Here is an 18,079-nt window from a genome sequence, read left to right on the forward strand (position 1 = left end):
ATGAAGAAAAAATATGAAACAGTCATTGGCGTTGAAGTTCACGTCGAACTAAAAACTAAATCTAAAATTTTCTGCGGTTGTACTACCGAATTTGGTGGCGATAGCAATACTCATGTTTGCCCAGTTTGCTTAGGTATGCCAGGGAGCCTACCTGTACTCAATAAACAAGTAGTAGAATTCGCTATTAGAACTGGTTTAGCACTTAATTGTGAGATTCTACAATTCAATAAAATGGACAGAAAGAACTATTTCTATCCCGATTTAACTAAAAACTTTCAAACTTCCCAATATGATTTGCCAATTTGCTTAAATGGGCATATTGATATTGAAGTAAATGGCGTTACCAAAAGAATTGGCATCACCAGAATTCATATGGAAGAAGACGCTGGTAAATTAGTACATTCTGGTAATACAATTAGTGATTCCGATTACTCATTAGTTGACTATAATCGTGCTGGCGTGCCACTTATCGAGATAGTTTCCGAGCCAGATTTAAGGTCACCTGAGGAAGCCAGAATTTTCATGGAAAAATTAAAAGCTATTTTGGAATATATAGATGTATCGGATTGTAAAATGCAAGAAGGCAGTTTACGTTGTGACGCCAATGTTTCTTTGCGTCCTTACGGGCAAGAAAAATTTGGCACACGTAGTGAATCTAAAAATATAAATTCTTTTAAAGCTGTGCAACGTGCTATTGAGTATGAAGAAATTCGCCAAGCGGAAATTTTAGACGATGGTGGTAAAGTTATTCAAGAGACACGTACTTGGGATGACAATAAAGGAATTAGCTTGTCTATGCGTTCTAAAGAAGAAGCTCACGATTATCGTTATTTTCCGGAACCTGATTTAGTTCCCATCCTAATTGATAATGCTTGGATTGACAGTGTTAAAACTAATCTTCCCGAGCTACCAGAAGCTCGCAAAAACCGTTTAATCACTGATTATAATCTACCTGCCTATGATGCCGAAGTAATAACTTCTACCAAAGCCATGGCTGAGTTTTTTGATGAAGTAGTTGCTCAAGCGGAAGATAAAATTCGCGATGCCAAAGCTATTGCTAATTGGCTAATGGGTGATATTTCTGCTTATTTAAATAACAATAATGTTGCTATTAGTGACTTTCAAGTTTCTGCAGCTAATATTGCTAGTCTAGTTGCTTTTATTAATAAAGGTGTGCTTTCTAGCAAGCTTGCAAAAACAGTTTTTGAAGAAATGATAGCTAGCAACAAACAACCTGCCGTGATCATTAAAGAAAAGGGTTTAGAACAGATTAGCGATACTAGCGCCATAGAAAAAATTGTAGAAGAAACAATTGCCGAAAATCCTAAATCTGTTGAAGACTACAAAGCAGGTAAAGAAAAGGCTATTGGCTTTTTAGTTGGTCAAGTAATGAAAAAAAGTCGTGGTAAAGCAAATCCTGATATGGTAAACAACTTGCTTAAAGACAAACTTAATCAATAGCCACCAGTTTATCCTTAAAAATTCAACAAACTTCTGAAAATAGTAAATGAGTTAGACTACTTGTAGTAGTCTAACTCATTTTTATTGATTTTAAATTTTTACCATATTTTCAAGACTCAAAAAACCAAGGGGCTATAAAAACCAACCCCTTGGTTTAATATTTAATCGATGCTCTTTACTAAATTTAATAGAATAAAATAAAGTTCCCAAGAACAATCATAAGTAAAGCTCCTGCCATCGGTATAGCAGTACGTTTTACTAAATCAAAAGGTGAAATATTTGCCATTCCCGCCGCTACAACAATAACAGCAGTTATTGGCGACATTGTTCTCGCTGCACTAGCTGCAAAGTGCATTGGCAATAACATAACTACTGGATGCAAGCCCATTTTAGCAGCTACAGTCGGAGTTAAGGCTGCAAAAGCAAAGAAAGGTGCATTGCCCGAACCCATAACTACTGAAGATACAGCGATAATAGCAATCATAACTAAAATCATGCCCGCGCCACCAAAACCTGAAGATTGCGCCGAACCAATAATGCTATCAATAGTACCGATTACAACCAACCCACGTGCAAAAGTTTCCCCAGCTACGATTAGGGTAATTACATTAGCCATTTGCATTCCTAAACCATCAAAGAAAACTTGTAAATCAGTAAATACTTTTTTTCCATCACGTAAACGCATATATTCAAAGATCATGCCTAAAGTAACCCCAATAAACATCGCTTTTATAATATCCATTTTAATCCAAGTTATCCAAAGATTACTAAATGCTAAAATTAACGCTAGTGGTATAGTTGGTAATATTGCATAAAATCCCGGTGTTGTATCGTTTTCCTCAACTTTTTCTAATTCAATAGGCTTTACAACATGACCATCACGTTTGTCCATCCATTTTTGCACAACAAAATGTAAAACTGCAACTACTGGAATTACAAGCATCGCAATCGGCACTTGATAATTAGTCCAATATAAAACTGGATCTAATCCAGCTGTAGTTGCTGATAAAATTGTCCCTGTATCACTTGGGCTCCAGTCTAAACATAAAGTCGTTGCAATTGCAGCTGTAGCCGACAATCTACTTACACCTAAACTAATTAAAACTGGGAACATCGTAACCATCAATAACATAGCTAAGCCAGAAGCACTGTTGATACATAGACCTAAGAACATTCCTAATACCCAACAAGCCGCCAAAACAACATAAGGAGACTTTAATCTTAGCAATGGTTTAATGGTCATTTTTACCAAGGCTCTACTCGCTCCAATATGATCCATATATTTAGCAAACCCGCCTACAGCCATAATGTTTAAACCTAAACCAGCAGCTCTTGAGCTAAAGGTTGCTTTAATAAATTCGTAAGCATCAAATAACATTAATCCTGTAGAAGCTGTCTTACCTGGTAAAATTTTCCCAACTCCCAAAGCTACCCCAGCGAACATTAAAATCATCCCGCCGATAAATAAAACTGGTTGTGGTTTATATTTTTTTACAATTAGATAACCTACCCAAAATGTTACAATCAGAGATATTACTAAACCCACTTTATTCACTTCCTTTTATTTTTTCTAACAAATTTTTATCCAACCTTGAATATCAGTAATTCCCAAACCAGGTGTTTCTGGCAAAATAAGCTTATCTTGTTCAAAGCTAACACCACCAACTATTGGATCGCTTGCTAATAAAACTGCCGCGTCTAGATCAGTTTTAGTGATGATGCTTTTCCCAGCTGCAATACTTGCTGCCGCTGTTATCCCAATCTTGCTCTCCAACATACAACCCATCATACATTGTACACCCATCGTTTCCGCAAAAGCTGCAATCTTACTTGCATTGTGCAAGCCCCCTGCTTTCATCAACTTAATATTGATTAAATCACAGGCACGCATACTTAAGAGCTTAAAAACTTCATAACAACCAAAAGCAGATTCGTCAGCCATAATATCCGTATCTACATTATCTGTAACTTTTTTAAGACCTTCAAAATCATACGCTTTAACAGGTTGTTCAATAAGCTCAATTCCGAGACCTTGGTCTTCGAAATTTCTAATGATGCGAATTGCTTCTTTAGGAGTCCAGCCTTGATTGGCATCTAGCCTAATCAAAATTTCATCGCCTACTGCCTTGCGAATTGCCTGTACTCTTTTTAAATCCAATTGTACATCATTGCCAACCTTCAGCTTTAAAGCCTTATAACCTTCACTTATTGCTTCGAGAGAATCTCTAACCATTTGTTCAGGCTCATTTAGACTTATTGTCAAATCGGTAGTCATATAGTTAGTATAGCCGCCAAATAATTTGTACATGGGAATTTTATATTTTTGGGCAAACAAATCATGGGCTGCTATATCAATAGCTGCTTTAGCCGAACTATTGTGGATGGTAGCGTTAGAAATTATGTTTTTTATTTCTTCCAAGGCATCTACTGGCAAACCAATTAATTTAGGCGCAATAGCTTCCTTAATAGCAGCAACAATTGAGTCTTGTCCATCTCCAGTAATCACTAAAGTAGGCGGCGCATTACCATAACCAATTTCGCCTGAGTCTGCAATCATTTTTATCACAATATCTTCAGCGGAAGTAACTGTGCGTAAGGCCGTCTTAAAGGGCTTTTTCAGTGGTATACTTATTTTCCCGATTTGAATTTCTTTAATTTTCAAAATTTTCTCCTCCTTTCCTAATGTCTACACTATATAGATTCTATTTTTATTTTAAAATACCTGCTAAAAAAAACAAAATACATTATACTTTTCTGCTTTTTTTAATTTTTTAATTTTTTCAATCTGAGAAGATTATTTTACTTTGTTCATTTTTTTTGTTATGATATAGGTTGTAGAATTGTAGGATTGTGTTTATATATTTTGTATGTGTAGAAAGGTAGAGTGGTTATTTATGTCTATTCAATTATTTATTGTTCTTACCTATGTTATAGCTTTATTTTCTGTGAGTTTTTATGTTAAAAATCGAGCCAGTAGTAATTCTACCGACTATTTATTTGCTAGTAGAAAACTATCAGCATCATTAGTTGCAGCCAATATTACTGGACTTGCAGTTGGTGCTGCTGCCACAGTTGGGGTAGCCGAAAATGCCTTTTCTAACGGTATGGGAGCCGGGTGGTACACTGGGGCTTGGGCCGTTGGTGCCTTAGCTATGGGATTACTCGCTGCGGGCAAATATCGTCAGTTAAATTGCACTACGATCCCAGAACTTTTTGAAAGGTATTACGATACCAAAGGACGCGTAGTGAGTGTTATTGGTCTTATTACAATCCAATTAGTTATTACTTCTCTACAGTATTTAGCAGGTGGTGCAATTTTAGCTTCTTTATTACCTGATATTTTTACTTTTAAAACTGGCATGCTTGCCAGTGCCACTGTTTTTATCAGCATTACTTTTATCGGTGGCCTGTGGTCTTCCGGAATTTCCAACCTAGTAAGTGTTGTTTTAATCTATTTTGGTATAACTTATTCTTCTTTTTCAGCTTTAGCTAATTTTGGTGGTCTAGAAAAAGTTATGACTAGTTTGCCAAATAACATTGCTTGGTTTTCTCCTTTGGGCGGTTTAGGTCTAGCTACAATTATTAGTTGGATGGTTGTATTTGTGACACAATCTATTACTGCACAAGGACCAGTGCAAATAGCTTGCGGTGCTAAAGATTCTGCCACTGCACGCAAAGGCTTTGTTTGGGGGGCAATCTTAATTTTCCCAGTAGGTTTTTTGTGTGCTTTGCTAGGTATTATATCGCGAGTAACTTATCCTGATATAACTGCTACAATGGCCTTACCCAAAATAATTATGAGCTTAAATCCAGTAGCTTCGGGAATAACTTTGGCTGCATTATGGGCGGCGGACGTTTCTACTGCTTGTACCATTCTTCTTGGTGCTGGAACTTTATTCTCTCAAGATATTTACAAAAGATTTTTCAATCCTAATATTAGTGAAAAAAATTATCTTCTAGTTAATAAATTGTCTATTTTATTTTTAGGTTTAGTAACCTTATGGTTTGCGTTTAATGCTGTAGGAATTTTAAAAACAATGTTAGTTGGCTTAAGTTTAGCGACTGCTTTTACTGTTGTTTTCTTATTTACAGTATTCGCTCCAAGTCTTTGTCGAAAAAATTCTGCCTTTGTTACCACTGTAGTCGGAATACTAACTTTAGTAGTTTGGGAATTTCTTCCTTCCTTTAGAATTTTTAGTCATCCGATTTACATGGAGTGGACTGCTTGTTTAATAGCATTTTTCTTAACTGCTGTTTTAGACAAACAACCCATAAAAATACTTTCTACCGAAAACGCTCAAAGGAGTGCTGTATATGTCCGAGAGGAAAGTTTTAACTAGTGTTGATGTTGGAAGATGCGCACTTAAATTAGCTATTTCAAGTTCACGCATTGAAGAACAAACACTCCGCCAAAATTTAAGTAAAAATGATATTATCGCCGTAGCGGTTGATTTCGGCGGCGAATTTACACAGTCTATTGTGAAAATAGTTGAACGTGCCGTGGTCGCTTCGCAACGTCAAAATCTAATAACCGAAACTCACATTAGTGCTGGTGCAGTAGCTGGAGCCGTACATGAAGCTTTAAGTCAAGTTGTTAATAAAGCTATCGGCTTTAATGTCGGCGGTAAAATAGGAATTGCTCGCTACGGCGAACATCTCTGCGTTGCCGTATATATGGGTATTGGAGTTTTAAATTTAAATGAACTAGCCGTTGGTTTAGCGCATCGTTGTCTTCCTCAAGAACTATAAATACTAAGCAAGGCCTACCTTAAACAGGTTAAGCCTTGCTTTCTGAGCTTTATCTAGAATACATTAATTATTTATGCCTTTTTTGATATTTCCCCAATAAATACTCCCATAAATAAAATAAATTGAAAGGAGAATCAATTATTTTGAATATCTTAGACATCATTGGCCCCATCATGATTGGTCCTTCTAGTTCACATACCGCTGGAGCAGTTCGATTAGCTTTATTAGCCAAAAACATCTTTAATGAGCCGATAGAAAAAGCTGAAATATTTTTACATGGCTCTTTTGCAGACACCTACAAGGGGCACGGTACTGATCTAGCTTTAATAGCAGGCTTACTAGGTTTCAAACCAGACGATGGTAACATTCCTCACGCTTATACTATTGCCCAAGAAAAAAAATTAGCAATATCCATAGAGAAAATTAATTTGGGCGAATTAGCCCATCCCAACAGTGTAAAGTTTATCTTGCACAGTTCTAAGAATCGTTGCGAAATAATTGGTTGCTCGCTAGGTGGCGGCCGAGTTTCTATTTCCGAAATAGATGGTTTTATTGTTGATATCAATGGACAAATGCCCATATTATTAACTATTCACAATGATAAACCTGGTATAATTGCTTTAGTTTCTAGCATCTTATCTAATAGCGGCATTAATATTGCTCAAATGAAAGTTTTCCGGCAAAATAAAGGCGGCTTAGCTTCTATGGTTATCGAAATCGATCAAATTATCGATAAATCAATTGTTCAAGCAATTACTACTTTACCCAACATCCAAAAAGTACGTAGCATCAATAATGTGATATGAGGTAAAAATATGACACAACTCAACAAATTTTCCTTAACAGAATGGTTAAACCAAGCTCAATCTGAGGGTATAGACTTCGCCGATTTTCTCTTAAGATATAATTCGCAGAACTTAGATACATCCAAAGATAAAATTCTTTTAGAAATGAGTGCTATGCTAGAAGTAATGAAAAACTCTATACTTAGTGGTTTACAAGGCTTAAAATCACCTAGTGGCATGGTTGGTGGCGCTGCAAAACAAATCTGCAATTCAACCGCTCCCTCTTTAATAGGTTTGCCGTTACGTCAAGCTCTTATGCGAGCAATTGCAGTCGGCGAAGCTAATGCCAGTATGGGAAAAATAGTTGCTGCGCCTACGGCTGGAGCAAGTGGAATTATCCCTGCTGTATTATTCACCTTACAAGAACAACTAGACTTGAATGATTCTCAACTTATCAAAGGCTTAATTGTTGCTGGGGGCATTGGTTTAGTAATTGCCTCACGTGCATCTTTAGCTGGCGCTATAGGTGGTTGTCAAGCTGAATGTGGTTCAGGTGCGGCAATGGCTGCTGGTATGGCTGTGTATTTAGCTGGTGGTTCAAATGCACAAATTGCTAATGCAGTGGCAATAACTTTAAAAAACATGCTAGGTCTAGTATGTGACCCAGTTGCTGGTCTTGTAGAAGTTCCTTGCATTAAACGCAACGCGGGTGCTACCGCCCAAGCCTTAGTTAGCGCCGAATTAGCTCTTTTGGATATTGTAAGTGTTATTCCTGTCGACGAAGTTATTGATGCTATGAAACAGGTGGGTGATGCTTTACCTTGCTCTTTACGTGAAACTGCTCAAGGCGGGCTTGCAATCACCCCTACAGCTTTAAAACTAAACAAACAAATTTTCGGTTAACGGACCAAATATCCAACAACTAATATATTAAAACGGAGGTCATCATGAACAAAATAATTTCAACTAAACTAGCACCACAAGCAATTGGCCCTTACTCTCAAGCTATCAAAGTTCAAAACCAATTGTTTGCCTCTGGACAAATCGCTATCAATCCAGCTACAAACGAATTCGTTGGTGGCGATATAACTAGTGAAACTCATCAAGTAATGAACAATATAAAAGCGCTCTTACAAAGTGAAGGTCTCACTTTTGACAACGTGTTTAAAACTACTGTTTTTTTAGCAGATATGAATGATTTCCAAAATTTCAACAGTGTTTATGCTACTTACTTTCCTAATATAAAGCCAGCTCGTTCTTGTGTTCAAGTAGCCCAATTACCTAAAAATGCAAAAGTTGAAGTTGAAATAATCGCTAGTTATGAATAAAATAATATCCCCAGTTAGATATTATATCTAACTGGGGATATTATTTTAGAATCTATTTTTCCGATCTTATATTTTCAATAGCGGTTTCGGCAGCTATTATCCCTGAATTAACAGCAAAACCTAGACTATTCCCTGGTAATATAAATACGTAGTCTGGATCACATATGGAGTTAGCATCTGTTCCTGCTGCATATAATCCAGGTATTACATTTTCTGAGTTGTCTAAAACTTCCATATTATGGTTAGTTTTAATACCACCTAAACTTCCATAGGCACTAGGGGCAAACTTCAAAGCATAAAATTTAGGTCCAAGCAATGGTTTAAGATATTTTGAATTTTTATCAAACAACTCATCTTTACTATAACAAGCACTATTATATTCACTAATAGTTTTTTGTAGCTTATTTGCATTAATATTCAATTTATCTGCAAGTTCTGCGATATTATCAGCTTGATATAAAACACCGCGATTTTTTAGCAACTCTATCTGCATCGCCTCTTTAAAATTTTCCATACTCATATTAGCTGTAACAACATTAACCAAATCCAACCCATTTTTTTCATAACCTTCCAAGATACTATCATCTATTATGGAAAAAGCCATTCTATTTTTTTGTCTCGCAATCGCATTTACCGAAAAAACTGGATTTTCGATGATACTCTCATTCATAAATCGTTCTCCGGCTAAATTAACCAACAAATTCGGCTGTCTAAATGGTAGTTCTACAGGAGCATAACCCCCAGTGTGCGGTGCAAAAAAGACAAGTTCCATATCCATCTTACTTTTAGCAGCTCCTACTGCCCAAGCCATTTTTATTCCTTCTCCCTTTAAACCTGGAACACGGTAAGAAAATAAATCTTTATCATATTCATACTCCGTATACTCTTTAATAAATTCTGGCGAATCGCCAAAACCACCAGTGCAAACAATAACACATTCCGCTTCTAATTCTAACAATCCTTTATCTTCTTTTTCAGCGACTACGCCAATTATTTTACCCGATTCTATTTTCAAGGACTTAACAGTTGTATTTAAAGATATCTGTCCACCTAAATCTTTTAATCTACTGTGTAATGTTCTAATCATAGTACTAGCAGCGCCCAATGCTCCTACCTGTCCATTCTTAGGTTTTATCAAGTGCCATGTGGCCTCAGAGCCTGGAAAATATTTTGATGGTAAAGCAAATTCTACTCCCATTTTTCCCAGCCAACTAATAGTTTGTGCCGATTTATATAGATATTTACGCACCAACAAAGCATTAGCTCGCCAATGAGTGTAATCCATAAATTTTTGAAATGCTCGTTCTCTTGTTAGATCTATAAGATGTTTTTTTTGTAAATCCGTTTCCACCCCTAATAAACCGACAGCTAAATTTGTACAGCCACCTAACTTATTCATTTTTTCAAGTACACATACACTTATCTTAGCTTCAGCCAAAGTAACAGCCGCGCTTAATCCCGCTGCACCTCCACCTATAACTATTGCTTGCACTTTGTGTTTATTCATTCTTCTCCCCCCTATAACCTCCAATATTACTTTAATTCATGCTAACAAATATTTTTTCAACTAACAAGGATGATTTAATCAATATTTGCCTATTTTTATCCTGCTTTTTAATTCTTTAGTATTAAAAGACTTTTTACATCATACTTTAATCTTATTTTATCTTATTTCAAAAAAATCTTGCATAAATTTATTATATGGTATATAATATAAAAGTAATTTACATTATGGCCCGGTAGTTTAGTTGGTTAGAATGCCGCCCTGTCACGGCGGAGGTCGTGGGTTCGAGTCCCATCCGGGTCGCCATGCGGAAATAGCTCAGCGGTAGAGCATCGCCTTGCCAAGGCGAGGGTCGCGAGTTCGAATCTCGTTTTCCGCTCCATAGGGGTATAGCTCAATTGGTAGAGTAGCGGTCTCCAAAACCGTTGGTTGTGGGTTCAAGTCCTACTGCCCCTGCCAGAAACCACAGCCTGTACAGCAATTGTACAGGCTTTTTTTCGTCCGGGTGTAATAGTCCGTTAGTAACTGGGGTAAAGTGGTAGTATAATTATAGCTTCCAGTCCGAGTAATTTTTATGTATAATTATCTGTATTGAGCATGACTTGAAAATCCTCCTTTGATCGCTTTCACAACTTTATCATAAAGGATTTTTCAAGATCATGCTCATTTTCTGTAAAAAAATATGCTGTGATATGCAGAATTTTCTACACACCGCAACATATATTATAGAGCCCTAATATATGCTAGGTGGTTTTTTATATTATTTTTTTAAACAGCTTGAACACACTTCAAAAAATTTACAGCCTGTTCTGTAGGCAGTGGTTTACTAATATAGTAGCCTTGCAATAAATCGCAACTCGATTCTAACAACCTATCTTGTTGTTCAATTTCCTCAATCCCTTCAGCTACAACATTCAATCCTAAAATATGAGCCATCTCGATAATCGCATTAACTAAATTAGATTGCGTATTATCTTTAGTAATATCATCAATAAAGCTTTTATCTATTTTAATTGTATCAACTGGTAATTGTTTTAAATACGTTAACGAAGAGTAGCCCGTTCCAAAATCATCCAAAGAAACTAACATTCCCATTTCTCTAAGTTCACTCAATTTCTTCACAGCATTAATTTTATTTTCTAGGAATACACTTTCTGTAATTTCAATCTCTATCGCCCGCGCAGGAACATGCTTTTTCTGTAACGCGCTTTTCACCATAGCCACAAAATTTTCGTCTAACAGTTGTTTTGCTGAAATATTTACAGCAATTCTAATACTGCCATAGCCACTAGAGTTCAAGTATTTCCAAAAATCACATGCTTCTTGTAGAGCATAATTACCTAGTTCATAAATCAAATTGTTTTCTTCTGCGATTGGAATAAATACCAAAGGAGATATATTCCCTAAAACTGGATTTTTCCAACGCATCAAGCCTTCAAACGCAACTATTTTACCATATGAATTGGTCTGCGGCTGATAATACATATGTAGTTCATTACGTAATATTGCTTTCCGCAAATGTGATAAAATCAGCAATCTTTCTTGTACATCTTCTAATAGTTCCTCCGAAAAGATTTTAAAACCTGTTCGACCTTGTTTTTTAATACTTGTCAAAGCAACATCGGCACATTTTATTAAAGATGCTATCTTTGTCCCATGCTGAGGATAAAAACTAACACCAATACTGGCCGTTACATTTAGTGTAACATCTGCAAAAGTGTATTCGTTTTTAATTTTATTAAAAAATTGTTGCGCATATTCTTTAACACATTCTTCATTGCAATTTTCTACAAATACAATAAACTCATCACCGTTAACATGCCAAACACTACCGTTACCACGAGTTAATTCTTTTAAATCTTCTGCAACATTTTTAATTACGGCATCTCCATAACTAATTCCAAAGGCATTATTAACTACATTCAAGTTGTCAATATCAATATAAAAAAGAGCTCCTTCGGCACCATTAGTTGTCTCCACGAAACTTTCTAGCAATTTAACCCTATTAGGTAGTCCTGTCAACTGGTTAGTATAGGCCAGTTTTTCTGCTCGCTCTTGAATCATTTTTTCACTAGTAATATCTGTAAACGATCCCCTAATCTGCTTTATGTTTTTTTCAGTTGTTACAGTTCTAGCTACCATTCTTAAATAATGATGCTCATTATCTAAAGCCAAAATTCTAAATTCTAGTTTTATTTTCCCGTCATCATTTTTATTTTGTAATTCTTCTAGTACATTTTCAACTTTTTTATAATCTTCAATATGAACTCGCGCCAAAATCAACTTCCAATTATTTGACTTAAGCTTACCAGTTGTGCAAATATATGTTTCTAAAAAAGAAGTAGTTATTTGCAATTTATTTTCGCTAGGTACCCATTCAAATAAAGCATTATCTGCTTCTTCAATAATATCAAGATATTTATTATACACTTCTTTAACTTCTTGTACTTTTGCTTGCAATTGTTTTGTACGACTCTTAACTAATGATCTTAAAATTATCACTAACCCAACCAAGAAAAAAATAAATAGACTCAACGGCACCAACAAAGACAACAACTCATTGTTACTTATTAATTCATGATTAACTAAAACAATTTTTTGAATCTTCGAAAGCAAATATTCATTTCCCCAAATATAGACACCGATGATAGAACCAAATATACTAATTGGGCCCAATGTCTTTATGTTTAAATTAATTTTATTCAACTAGTCCACCCTATTTTCTTTCTAATATTAAATTTTGCAAAGAATATATTAATTTTAACACAAAATATGCTCTATAGTTAAGTTCTTTTTAAAAAAACAACTAAAAAACCCTCTGGCATAACCAAAGGGTTTAAATTTTAAAAAATATTAATGACCGGCTGGAGCTGGCGCCTTTTTCCAAATGCCAAGTGGTTTACCAACTGGCCAAAAAACTCTGCCAAAAAACTTATTAAGGAATGTAGCTCCACATAAGTAAAAAGAAATCATAGACACAATTAATTCTGCATAAGCTGCCATACCATGTGCCCAATGCCCACCAATACCTAGTGTATCAAGTGCTAAGCCTAACAATAACAAATCAATAAAAACCATATCCAAGAATAGCACAAAATTTGCTTCAGCAGCAGCTATAGTTCCAATCACGGAAAATATAAAAAATCCTAAAAAAGCAAATCCTAGTTGTTTCGGATCAACACTTTTTGCAAGTACCTCACCTAACACACCCGCTTTAATCATCCAACTTGCTGCTACTCCTAACCAAAACAAGCCAAAAGCTCCAAATACAGTTGCCCCAAAAATGTTGTTGTGCTTAAAATCATATACACATGCAAACAATTGTGCGATTGCACCTAGAAAAATAGCCCAAGGAATAACAAACGATACCCCACTTGTAATACCTAATTTTTGTGATGCTGCTACTAACGTAACAATAGATAGACCTAACAAGCCAAGTGGTGTCGGATCTGCTACTACGATTTGAACATTGCGATTTTCTGTTGCCATTATATCCTCCTAAAATTTCAATATATAACGGTATTATAGTATACTAATTTTAATATGTCAAGAATATAGCTGAATTTTCGAGTCTTATGTATTTTTTTCAGAACAATCTGCATTTTTTGCGATACTTGGTAACCTAACCTTCAGTATTGTGTATTCTTTTTTGATATCAAGATACTTGCCTAATATTTTCGCACTAGCTCGCTGTGCAAAATCCATTATAGCTTTTTGATTTTCAATTTGAACTTGAACGACTTTTCCACATATTTTATTTTCAGAAGCCATTTTACCTAAAATTGTATTAACCTTAGAAACTGCAAAAGATTCTTTGTAACTTCGCTCATCAGTTAAAGCACTAATTATGTCGGCTACCGCTAAAACTCTTTGAGAAATATCTAAATCAACTGCTCTTAAGCCATAAGGATAACCTTTCCCATCTAGTTTTTCATGGTGACTTATCGCTATTTTGTAAATATCATCATTCACGCAGTTTTTTATTATTTTCTCTGTTTCTAATACATGTTCTTGCATTTTTTGCATTTCCCACATCGCTAATTTGCCATTTTTGTTTAAGATTTCTTTAGGTGTTTTTATTTTTCCCAAATCATGTACCAGTGCTGCATAATAAATATTATATATGTTACTTTTCGGCAATTTTAATTTTTGTGCTAAAGCCACACTTATATAAGCAGTTTTCACACTATGCGTTACCGTATACTCACTCTTAAAATCTATCGAAAAAACAAGCATCTTTAAATAGTCTCGTAAAGAATTTCGTGAAATTTTGGCATTTTCGAATATTTCTAAAATAATTTTCAAATAATCACCATTGAAATAATTACGCAGTAAATCACCTTTTTTATTCGCCTGCCAAAAAAGATTTATATTATCTTTAGCAAACATTTCGCCATCATGTTTGCATAAATATTTTTCTAAATATTTTTCTCCATTTAGTTGTAAATAGTTATCTAATTTATCAGCGAAATATAACAGATTTATTATATCTTTATTGTCACAACCTATTTGTTTCATAGTTTGATAATCAAAATGATGATATAAAACTGTATTGGCCAGTTTTTTAAGCGGTGAAAAATATTTCAAATGTAAATAGCCATAAATTGAATGTTTGCAGTAATCCTCTTGCTCAAAAAATTCAAAGGAATTAATATCTTCTGTTTTGTAAGCACCGATATCGTGGAATAAACCTAAAACACAAATATCAATAATTTTTTTTTCAGAATATTTATCTGAGTTTACGAGTAGCATATATAAAATATATGCTACTCGTTCTCCGTGATCGGTTAAGCGATGGTCTATCCTTCTTAGAGCCCGCAAAACAATTTGTATAGCTTTTTCACTTTTGACATTATTTATCACTTGAAAAACTTCCTCACTCTATTAAAACTTCTTTTTTTATGTTTTTAGATAATTTAAAGCAAGCAACTAGACTATATAGTATATATACTACTATATTATTATTAGTATCGCAATAAGCCAGATATTTATTTTCTTGGCTATTTTGGTAAATTAAATTACTTGTAGTATAATATTCCATGAGGTGACTTTAATGTTTAAAACTGATAGTTTGTTTGCAAACGCACCTAAATATGTTCCTTTAGCCGAAAAAATGCGACCTCGAACACTTGAAGAATTTATTGGTCAGGCAAATCTTGTAGGTAGCAATAGTTATCTTGCTCGTTTAATCAGCAAAGATAATCTCCAATCGCTAATTCTTTACGGTCCTGCTGGCGTTGGCAAAACAACCTTAGCTAATATCATTGCTAATACAACCAAAGATAACTTTGAAAAACTAAATGCAACAATTGCTGGCGTTAGTGATTTACGTCAAATCATTCAAAAAGCTAAAGAATTAAGACAACTGTATTCAAAAAGAACGATTTTATTTCTCGATGAAATTCATCGTTTCAATAAAGCCCAACAGGATATTCTTCTGCCCTATATTGAAAATGGTCTGCTGATCTTAATTGGCGCTACAACAGAAAACCCCTACTTTGAAATAAATACGCCTTTGTTATCACGAGTTAAAGTACTAGCTCTTCAACAACTTGAAGCTAAACATATCAAGCAAATAATAGAAAAGGCGCTTCGAGATAATGAACGTGGCTTAGGTAGTCATAACTTCAGTTTAACAGATGATAGTCTATGTACTTTAGCCGATTTTTCTAATGGTGATGCTCGCATAGCTTTAAATTTACTAGAACAACTATATTTAATGTTTGGTGAGAACACTTGCGTAACTTTAGATGAACTAAAAATCGCTATGCCAGAAGCAATACGGCGTTATGATAAAAATGGCGATCAGCATTATAATGTAGTCTCTGCTTTTATCAAAAGCATGCGTGGTTCTGATGTCAATGCTAGTATTCACTATCTAGCCAGAATGTTAGCCGCTGGCGAAAATATCGAGTATATCGCTCGCCGAATAATTATTTGTGCTGCGGAAGACGTAGGTCTTGCTGATCCGCAAGCGCTGACAGTTGCTACTAGTTGCTTTCAAGCTATTAAAATTCTGGGTATGCCAGAGGCAAGAATCCCACTTGCACAGGCTGTTGCTTATATTGCTCTAGCCCCTAAAAGCAATGCTTGTTATCTGGCTATAGACAAGGCCTTACAAGATTTAAATACTATTGATTGCGGCGATGTTCCAGCGCATTTAAAAGATGCACATTATGCCGGTGCCCAAAATTTAGGTTGGGGTTTAGATTATAAATATCCACATGATTACCCGAATAATTATGTTTCCCAACAATATCTGCCAGATAATTTAAAAGGAAAAATTTATTTAGCAACAAATAATCTTACTCCTAAAGAAATATAATTGAGGTGAGCCACTTTATGAAACTTTCAACCAAAGGTCGTTATGGCGTGACCGCTATGTATGATTTAGCAATGCATTGCCAACATGGACCAGTACCATTAAAAAGTATCGCCCAACGACAAGAAATATCTGAACACTACCTAGAAAAGCTAATGGGCCAACTACGCTCTGCAGGACTAGTGAAAAGCACTCGTGGTTCACAAGGCGGATATATTCTAGCTCGCTCTGCTAACCAAATCACAGTTGGTGATATTATTCGTGTTATGGAAGGCCCAATTGCTCCAGTTAACTGTTTACTATCTGAACAAGTTAATAATAGTTATTGCGATAAGGCTTGTAGTTGTATTACACGTGGAATTTGGGAAAAAGTTGCCAATAGTATCAGTACAGTTTTAGATAGCATTACTCTTGAGGATCTATGCAAGGAGGAACTAGGCAATGAGTAAAACAGTTGCGGTAGCGATGAGTGGCGGCGTTGATAGTTCTGTAGCCGCCAAGTTATTACTAGATCAAGGATATAAAGTAATAGGTTTAACTCTAAGACTATGGGGAGCCAAGCTCAATGATGCTGGGCAAAGCGTAGCTGAAATTGATGCAAAAAAAATCGCCGAAATGTTAAATATTCCGCACTTTATTATTGATTGCCAACAATATTTCCGTGAAAGCGTCGTAGAAAATTTCATCAGCGAATACGCCTTAGCCCGTACTCCAAATCCTTGTGTTAATTGTAATAAATTAATAAAATTTGGTCTATTATTCGAAGAAGCAATGTTACTTGGTGCCGATTATCTCGCTACTGGACATTATGTTCAGAAATTTATTAATCCAATAACTAAAACACATTATTTACAACAAGCTACAGATAAAAGCAAGGATCAAACCTATGTACTTTATAATATTAAAAGCACAATGTTAGAAAAATTAATTTTCCCACTAGGAGCTTACAGCAAAACTGAAGTTCGAGCGTTAGCTGAACAATTTAATTTACCCGTTTTTGCCAAAGCTGATAGTCAAGAGATTTGTTTTATTCCTAATGATAATTATCGCGATTTTTTGGTAAAACACAGCAATATCAAGCCACTTAAAGGTGATTTTGTTGATATAAATGGTAATATTTTAGGAGAGCATCAAGGCTTAGTAAATTATACCATTGGGCAACGCAAAGGTTTCAATATAGCCTTTGGTAAAAAAATGTATGTACTACGCCTAGATAAAAGTAAAAATCAAGTTGTCTTAGCCGATAATTCTGAAGTTTTTGCCCAAACTCTAAAAGTAACAGACATAGTTTTTGTTGATGAGCGTAATTTGAATTCTGAATATGTACTACAAGTAAAAATACGCTATAATGCGAAGCCAGCCTTAGCCAAAATAATTGTTAAAGGTACAACAGCCGATATAGTATTTGATCAACCTCAACGTGCCATAACTCCTGGACAATCCGCTGCGTTTTATGAAGGCGATATTCTCGTTGGTGGTGGAATAATCGAATGTTAATAAAATTTTAAGGAGAGTATTAACTCAATGAATAAAACAGACTTGCCAGAAGTGCCTCATGACCACGGAACCAATATCCAAACCTTATTGAAAACAGTTCCTTCTGCAGATGACTTTAAACAGGCAGCAACTGTCTTTCAACAGCTTTCCGATCCTACTAGATTGAAAATTCTTTGGTTACTCTGTCATACCGAGGAATGCGTTTATAATATTGCTAATGCGATAGATATGAGTCCTCCAGCTGTATCTCATCATTTACGTTCTCTGAAACAGTCTAACCTTATTACCAATAGGCGAATTGGTAAAGAAATGCATTATACGCTACAAGATTGTACACAAGCAAATTTAATTCATCAAGTTATTGACGCTATTTTCAATTTGAACTGTCCTCGCAAACAAACTCATAATTAAAAAGCTAAAAAACGCTGACCTA

At 35.2% G+C, this 18,079-nt stretch carries 16 protein-coding genes and 3 tRNA genes; 13 read left to right on the forward strand and 6 right to left on the reverse strand.

Going from position 1 to position 18,079, the window contains the following annotated elements; genetic code table 11:
- A complete protein-coding gene (gatB, locus tag SUCMO_RS0108225) occupies positions 1-1,461 on the forward strand; it encodes an Asp-tRNA(Asn)/Glu-tRNA(Gln) amidotransferase subunit GatB (RefSeq protein WP_019880200.1) in 1,461 nt (486 codons plus the stop codon).
- 184 nt (positions 1,462-1,645) lie between these two features.
- Here gatB and dcuC read toward each other — a convergent pair whose 3' ends face one another.
- Complete coding sequence (gene dcuC, locus SUCMO_RS0108230) at positions 1,646-3,007, reverse strand: C4-dicarboxylate transporter DcuC (RefSeq protein ID WP_019880202.1); 1,362 nt, start codon at positions 3,005-3,007, stop codon at positions 1,646-1,648.
- 24 nt (positions 3,008-3,031) lie between these two features.
- Positions 3,032-4,123, reverse strand: a complete 1,092-nt coding sequence (locus SUCMO_RS0108235; RefSeq protein WP_019880203.1) for a mandelate racemase/muconate lactonizing enzyme family protein — start codon at positions 4,121-4,123, stop codon at positions 3,032-3,034.
- 232 nt (positions 4,124-4,355) lie between these two features.
- Here SUCMO_RS0108235 and SUCMO_RS0108240 point away from each other — a divergent pair, with 232 nt between their 5' ends.
- The 5 genes from SUCMO_RS0108240 to SUCMO_RS0108260 all read left to right on the forward strand — a co-directional run bounded on the left by SUCMO_RS0108240 (position 4,356) and on the right by SUCMO_RS0108260 (position 8,323).
- Entirely contained in the window at positions 4,356-5,801 is a 1,446-nt protein-coding gene (locus SUCMO_RS0108240) for a sodium:solute symporter family protein (protein ID WP_019880204.1), read from the forward strand.
- Positions 5,776-6,210, forward strand: coding sequence for a HutP family protein (locus SUCMO_RS0108245; protein WP_028954003.1), 435 nt, complete (start codon positions 5,776-5,778; stop codon positions 6,208-6,210). Before SUCMO_RS0108240 ends, SUCMO_RS0108245 begins: the two co-directional genes overlap by 26 nt.
- Positions 6,211-6,353: 143 nt before the next feature.
- Positions 6,354-7,016, forward strand: a complete 663-nt coding sequence (sdaAB, locus tag SUCMO_RS0108250) for an L-serine ammonia-lyase, iron-sulfur-dependent subunit beta (RefSeq protein WP_019880207.1) — start codon at positions 6,354-6,356, stop codon at positions 7,014-7,016.
- A 9-nt stretch (positions 7,017-7,025) separates the two neighbouring features.
- On the forward strand, positions 7,026-7,898 hold the full coding sequence (gene sdaAA / locus SUCMO_RS0108255; RefSeq protein ID WP_019880208.1) for an L-serine ammonia-lyase, iron-sulfur-dependent, subunit alpha: 873 nt from the start codon (positions 7,026-7,028) through the stop codon (positions 7,896-7,898).
- Between the two features lie 44 nt (positions 7,899-7,942).
- A complete protein-coding gene (locus SUCMO_RS0108260) occupies positions 7,943-8,323 on the forward strand; it encodes a RidA family protein (protein ID WP_019880209.1) in 381 nt (126 codons plus the stop codon).
- Between the two features lie 52 nt (positions 8,324-8,375).
- Here the strand turns inward: SUCMO_RS0108260 and SUCMO_RS0108265 are convergent, their stop codons facing one another.
- Positions 8,376-9,830 carry an FAD-dependent oxidoreductase gene (locus SUCMO_RS0108265; RefSeq protein WP_019880210.1) on the reverse strand — a complete coding sequence of 485 codons (1,455 nt, stop codon included), beginning with the start codon at positions 9,828-9,830 and terminating at the stop codon, positions 8,376-8,378.
- Between the two features lie 226 nt (positions 9,831-10,056).
- Between SUCMO_RS0108265 and SUCMO_RS0108270 the strand changes: the two genes are divergently transcribed.
- The 3 genes from SUCMO_RS0108270 (at position 10,057) to SUCMO_RS0108280 (ending at position 10,286) form a co-directional block, all read left to right on the forward strand.
- Positions 10,057-10,133 (forward strand) — tRNA-Asp (locus SUCMO_RS0108270).
- 1 nt (position 10,134) lies between these two features.
- Positions 10,135-10,209 (forward strand) — tRNA-Gly (locus SUCMO_RS0108275).
- 1 nt (position 10,210) lies between these two features.
- Positions 10,211-10,286, forward strand: a tRNA-Trp gene (locus tag SUCMO_RS0108280).
- Between the two features lie 309 nt (positions 10,287-10,595).
- Here SUCMO_RS0108280 and SUCMO_RS0108285 read toward each other — a convergent pair.
- From SUCMO_RS0108285 to SUCMO_RS0108295, 3 genes are all read right to left on the reverse strand, one after another.
- Positions 10,596-12,533 carry a sensor domain-containing protein gene (locus SUCMO_RS0108285; protein ID WP_019880212.1) on the reverse strand — a complete coding sequence of 646 codons (1,938 nt, stop codon included), beginning with the start codon at positions 12,531-12,533 and terminating at the stop codon, positions 10,596-10,598.
- Between the two features lie 147 nt (positions 12,534-12,680).
- Positions 12,681-13,316 (reverse strand): acetate uptake transporter, encoded by a 636-nt coding sequence (locus tag SUCMO_RS0108290; RefSeq protein ID WP_019880213.1) that lies wholly within the window; start codon positions 13,314-13,316, stop codon positions 12,681-12,683.
- A gap of 84 nt (positions 13,317-13,400) precedes the next feature.
- Entirely contained in the window at positions 13,401-14,690 is a 1,290-nt protein-coding gene (locus tag SUCMO_RS0108295; protein WP_019880215.1) for an HD-GYP domain-containing protein, read from the reverse strand.
- A 190-nt stretch (positions 14,691-14,880) separates the two neighbouring features.
- Between SUCMO_RS0108295 and SUCMO_RS0108300 the strand changes: the two genes are divergently transcribed.
- Genes SUCMO_RS0108300 through SUCMO_RS0108315 form a run of 4 tightly spaced genes read left to right on the forward strand, consistent with a single transcriptional unit; the run spans position 14,881 to position 18,057 of the window.
- Positions 14,881-16,152: a replication-associated recombination protein A gene (locus tag SUCMO_RS0108300; protein ID WP_019880216.1), complete on the forward strand. Its 1,272-nt coding sequence runs from the start codon at positions 14,881-14,883 to the stop codon at positions 16,150-16,152.
- A 17-nt stretch (positions 16,153-16,169) separates the two neighbouring features.
- Positions 16,170-16,598: an RrF2 family transcriptional regulator gene (locus SUCMO_RS0108305; protein ID WP_019880217.1), complete on the forward strand. Its 429-nt coding sequence runs from the start codon at positions 16,170-16,172 to the stop codon at positions 16,596-16,598.
- Positions 16,591-17,646: a tRNA 2-thiouridine(34) synthase MnmA gene (gene mnmA / locus SUCMO_RS0108310; RefSeq protein ID WP_019880218.1), complete on the forward strand. Its 1,056-nt coding sequence runs from the start codon at positions 16,591-16,593 to the stop codon at positions 17,644-17,646. The genes SUCMO_RS0108305 and mnmA overlap by 8 nt, the downstream gene beginning before the upstream one ends.
- Positions 17,647-17,673: 27 nt before the next feature.
- Positions 17,674-18,057 (forward strand): ArsR/SmtB family transcription factor, encoded by a 384-nt coding sequence (locus tag SUCMO_RS0108315; protein WP_019880219.1) that lies wholly within the window; start codon positions 17,674-17,676, stop codon positions 18,055-18,057.
- The last annotated feature ends 22 nt before the right edge of the window (positions 18,058-18,079 follow it).

The organism is Succinispira mobilis DSM 6222 (assembly GCF_000384135.1).
GTDB lineage: Bacteria > Bacillota > Negativicutes > Acidaminococcales > Succinispiraceae > Succinispira > Succinispira mobilis.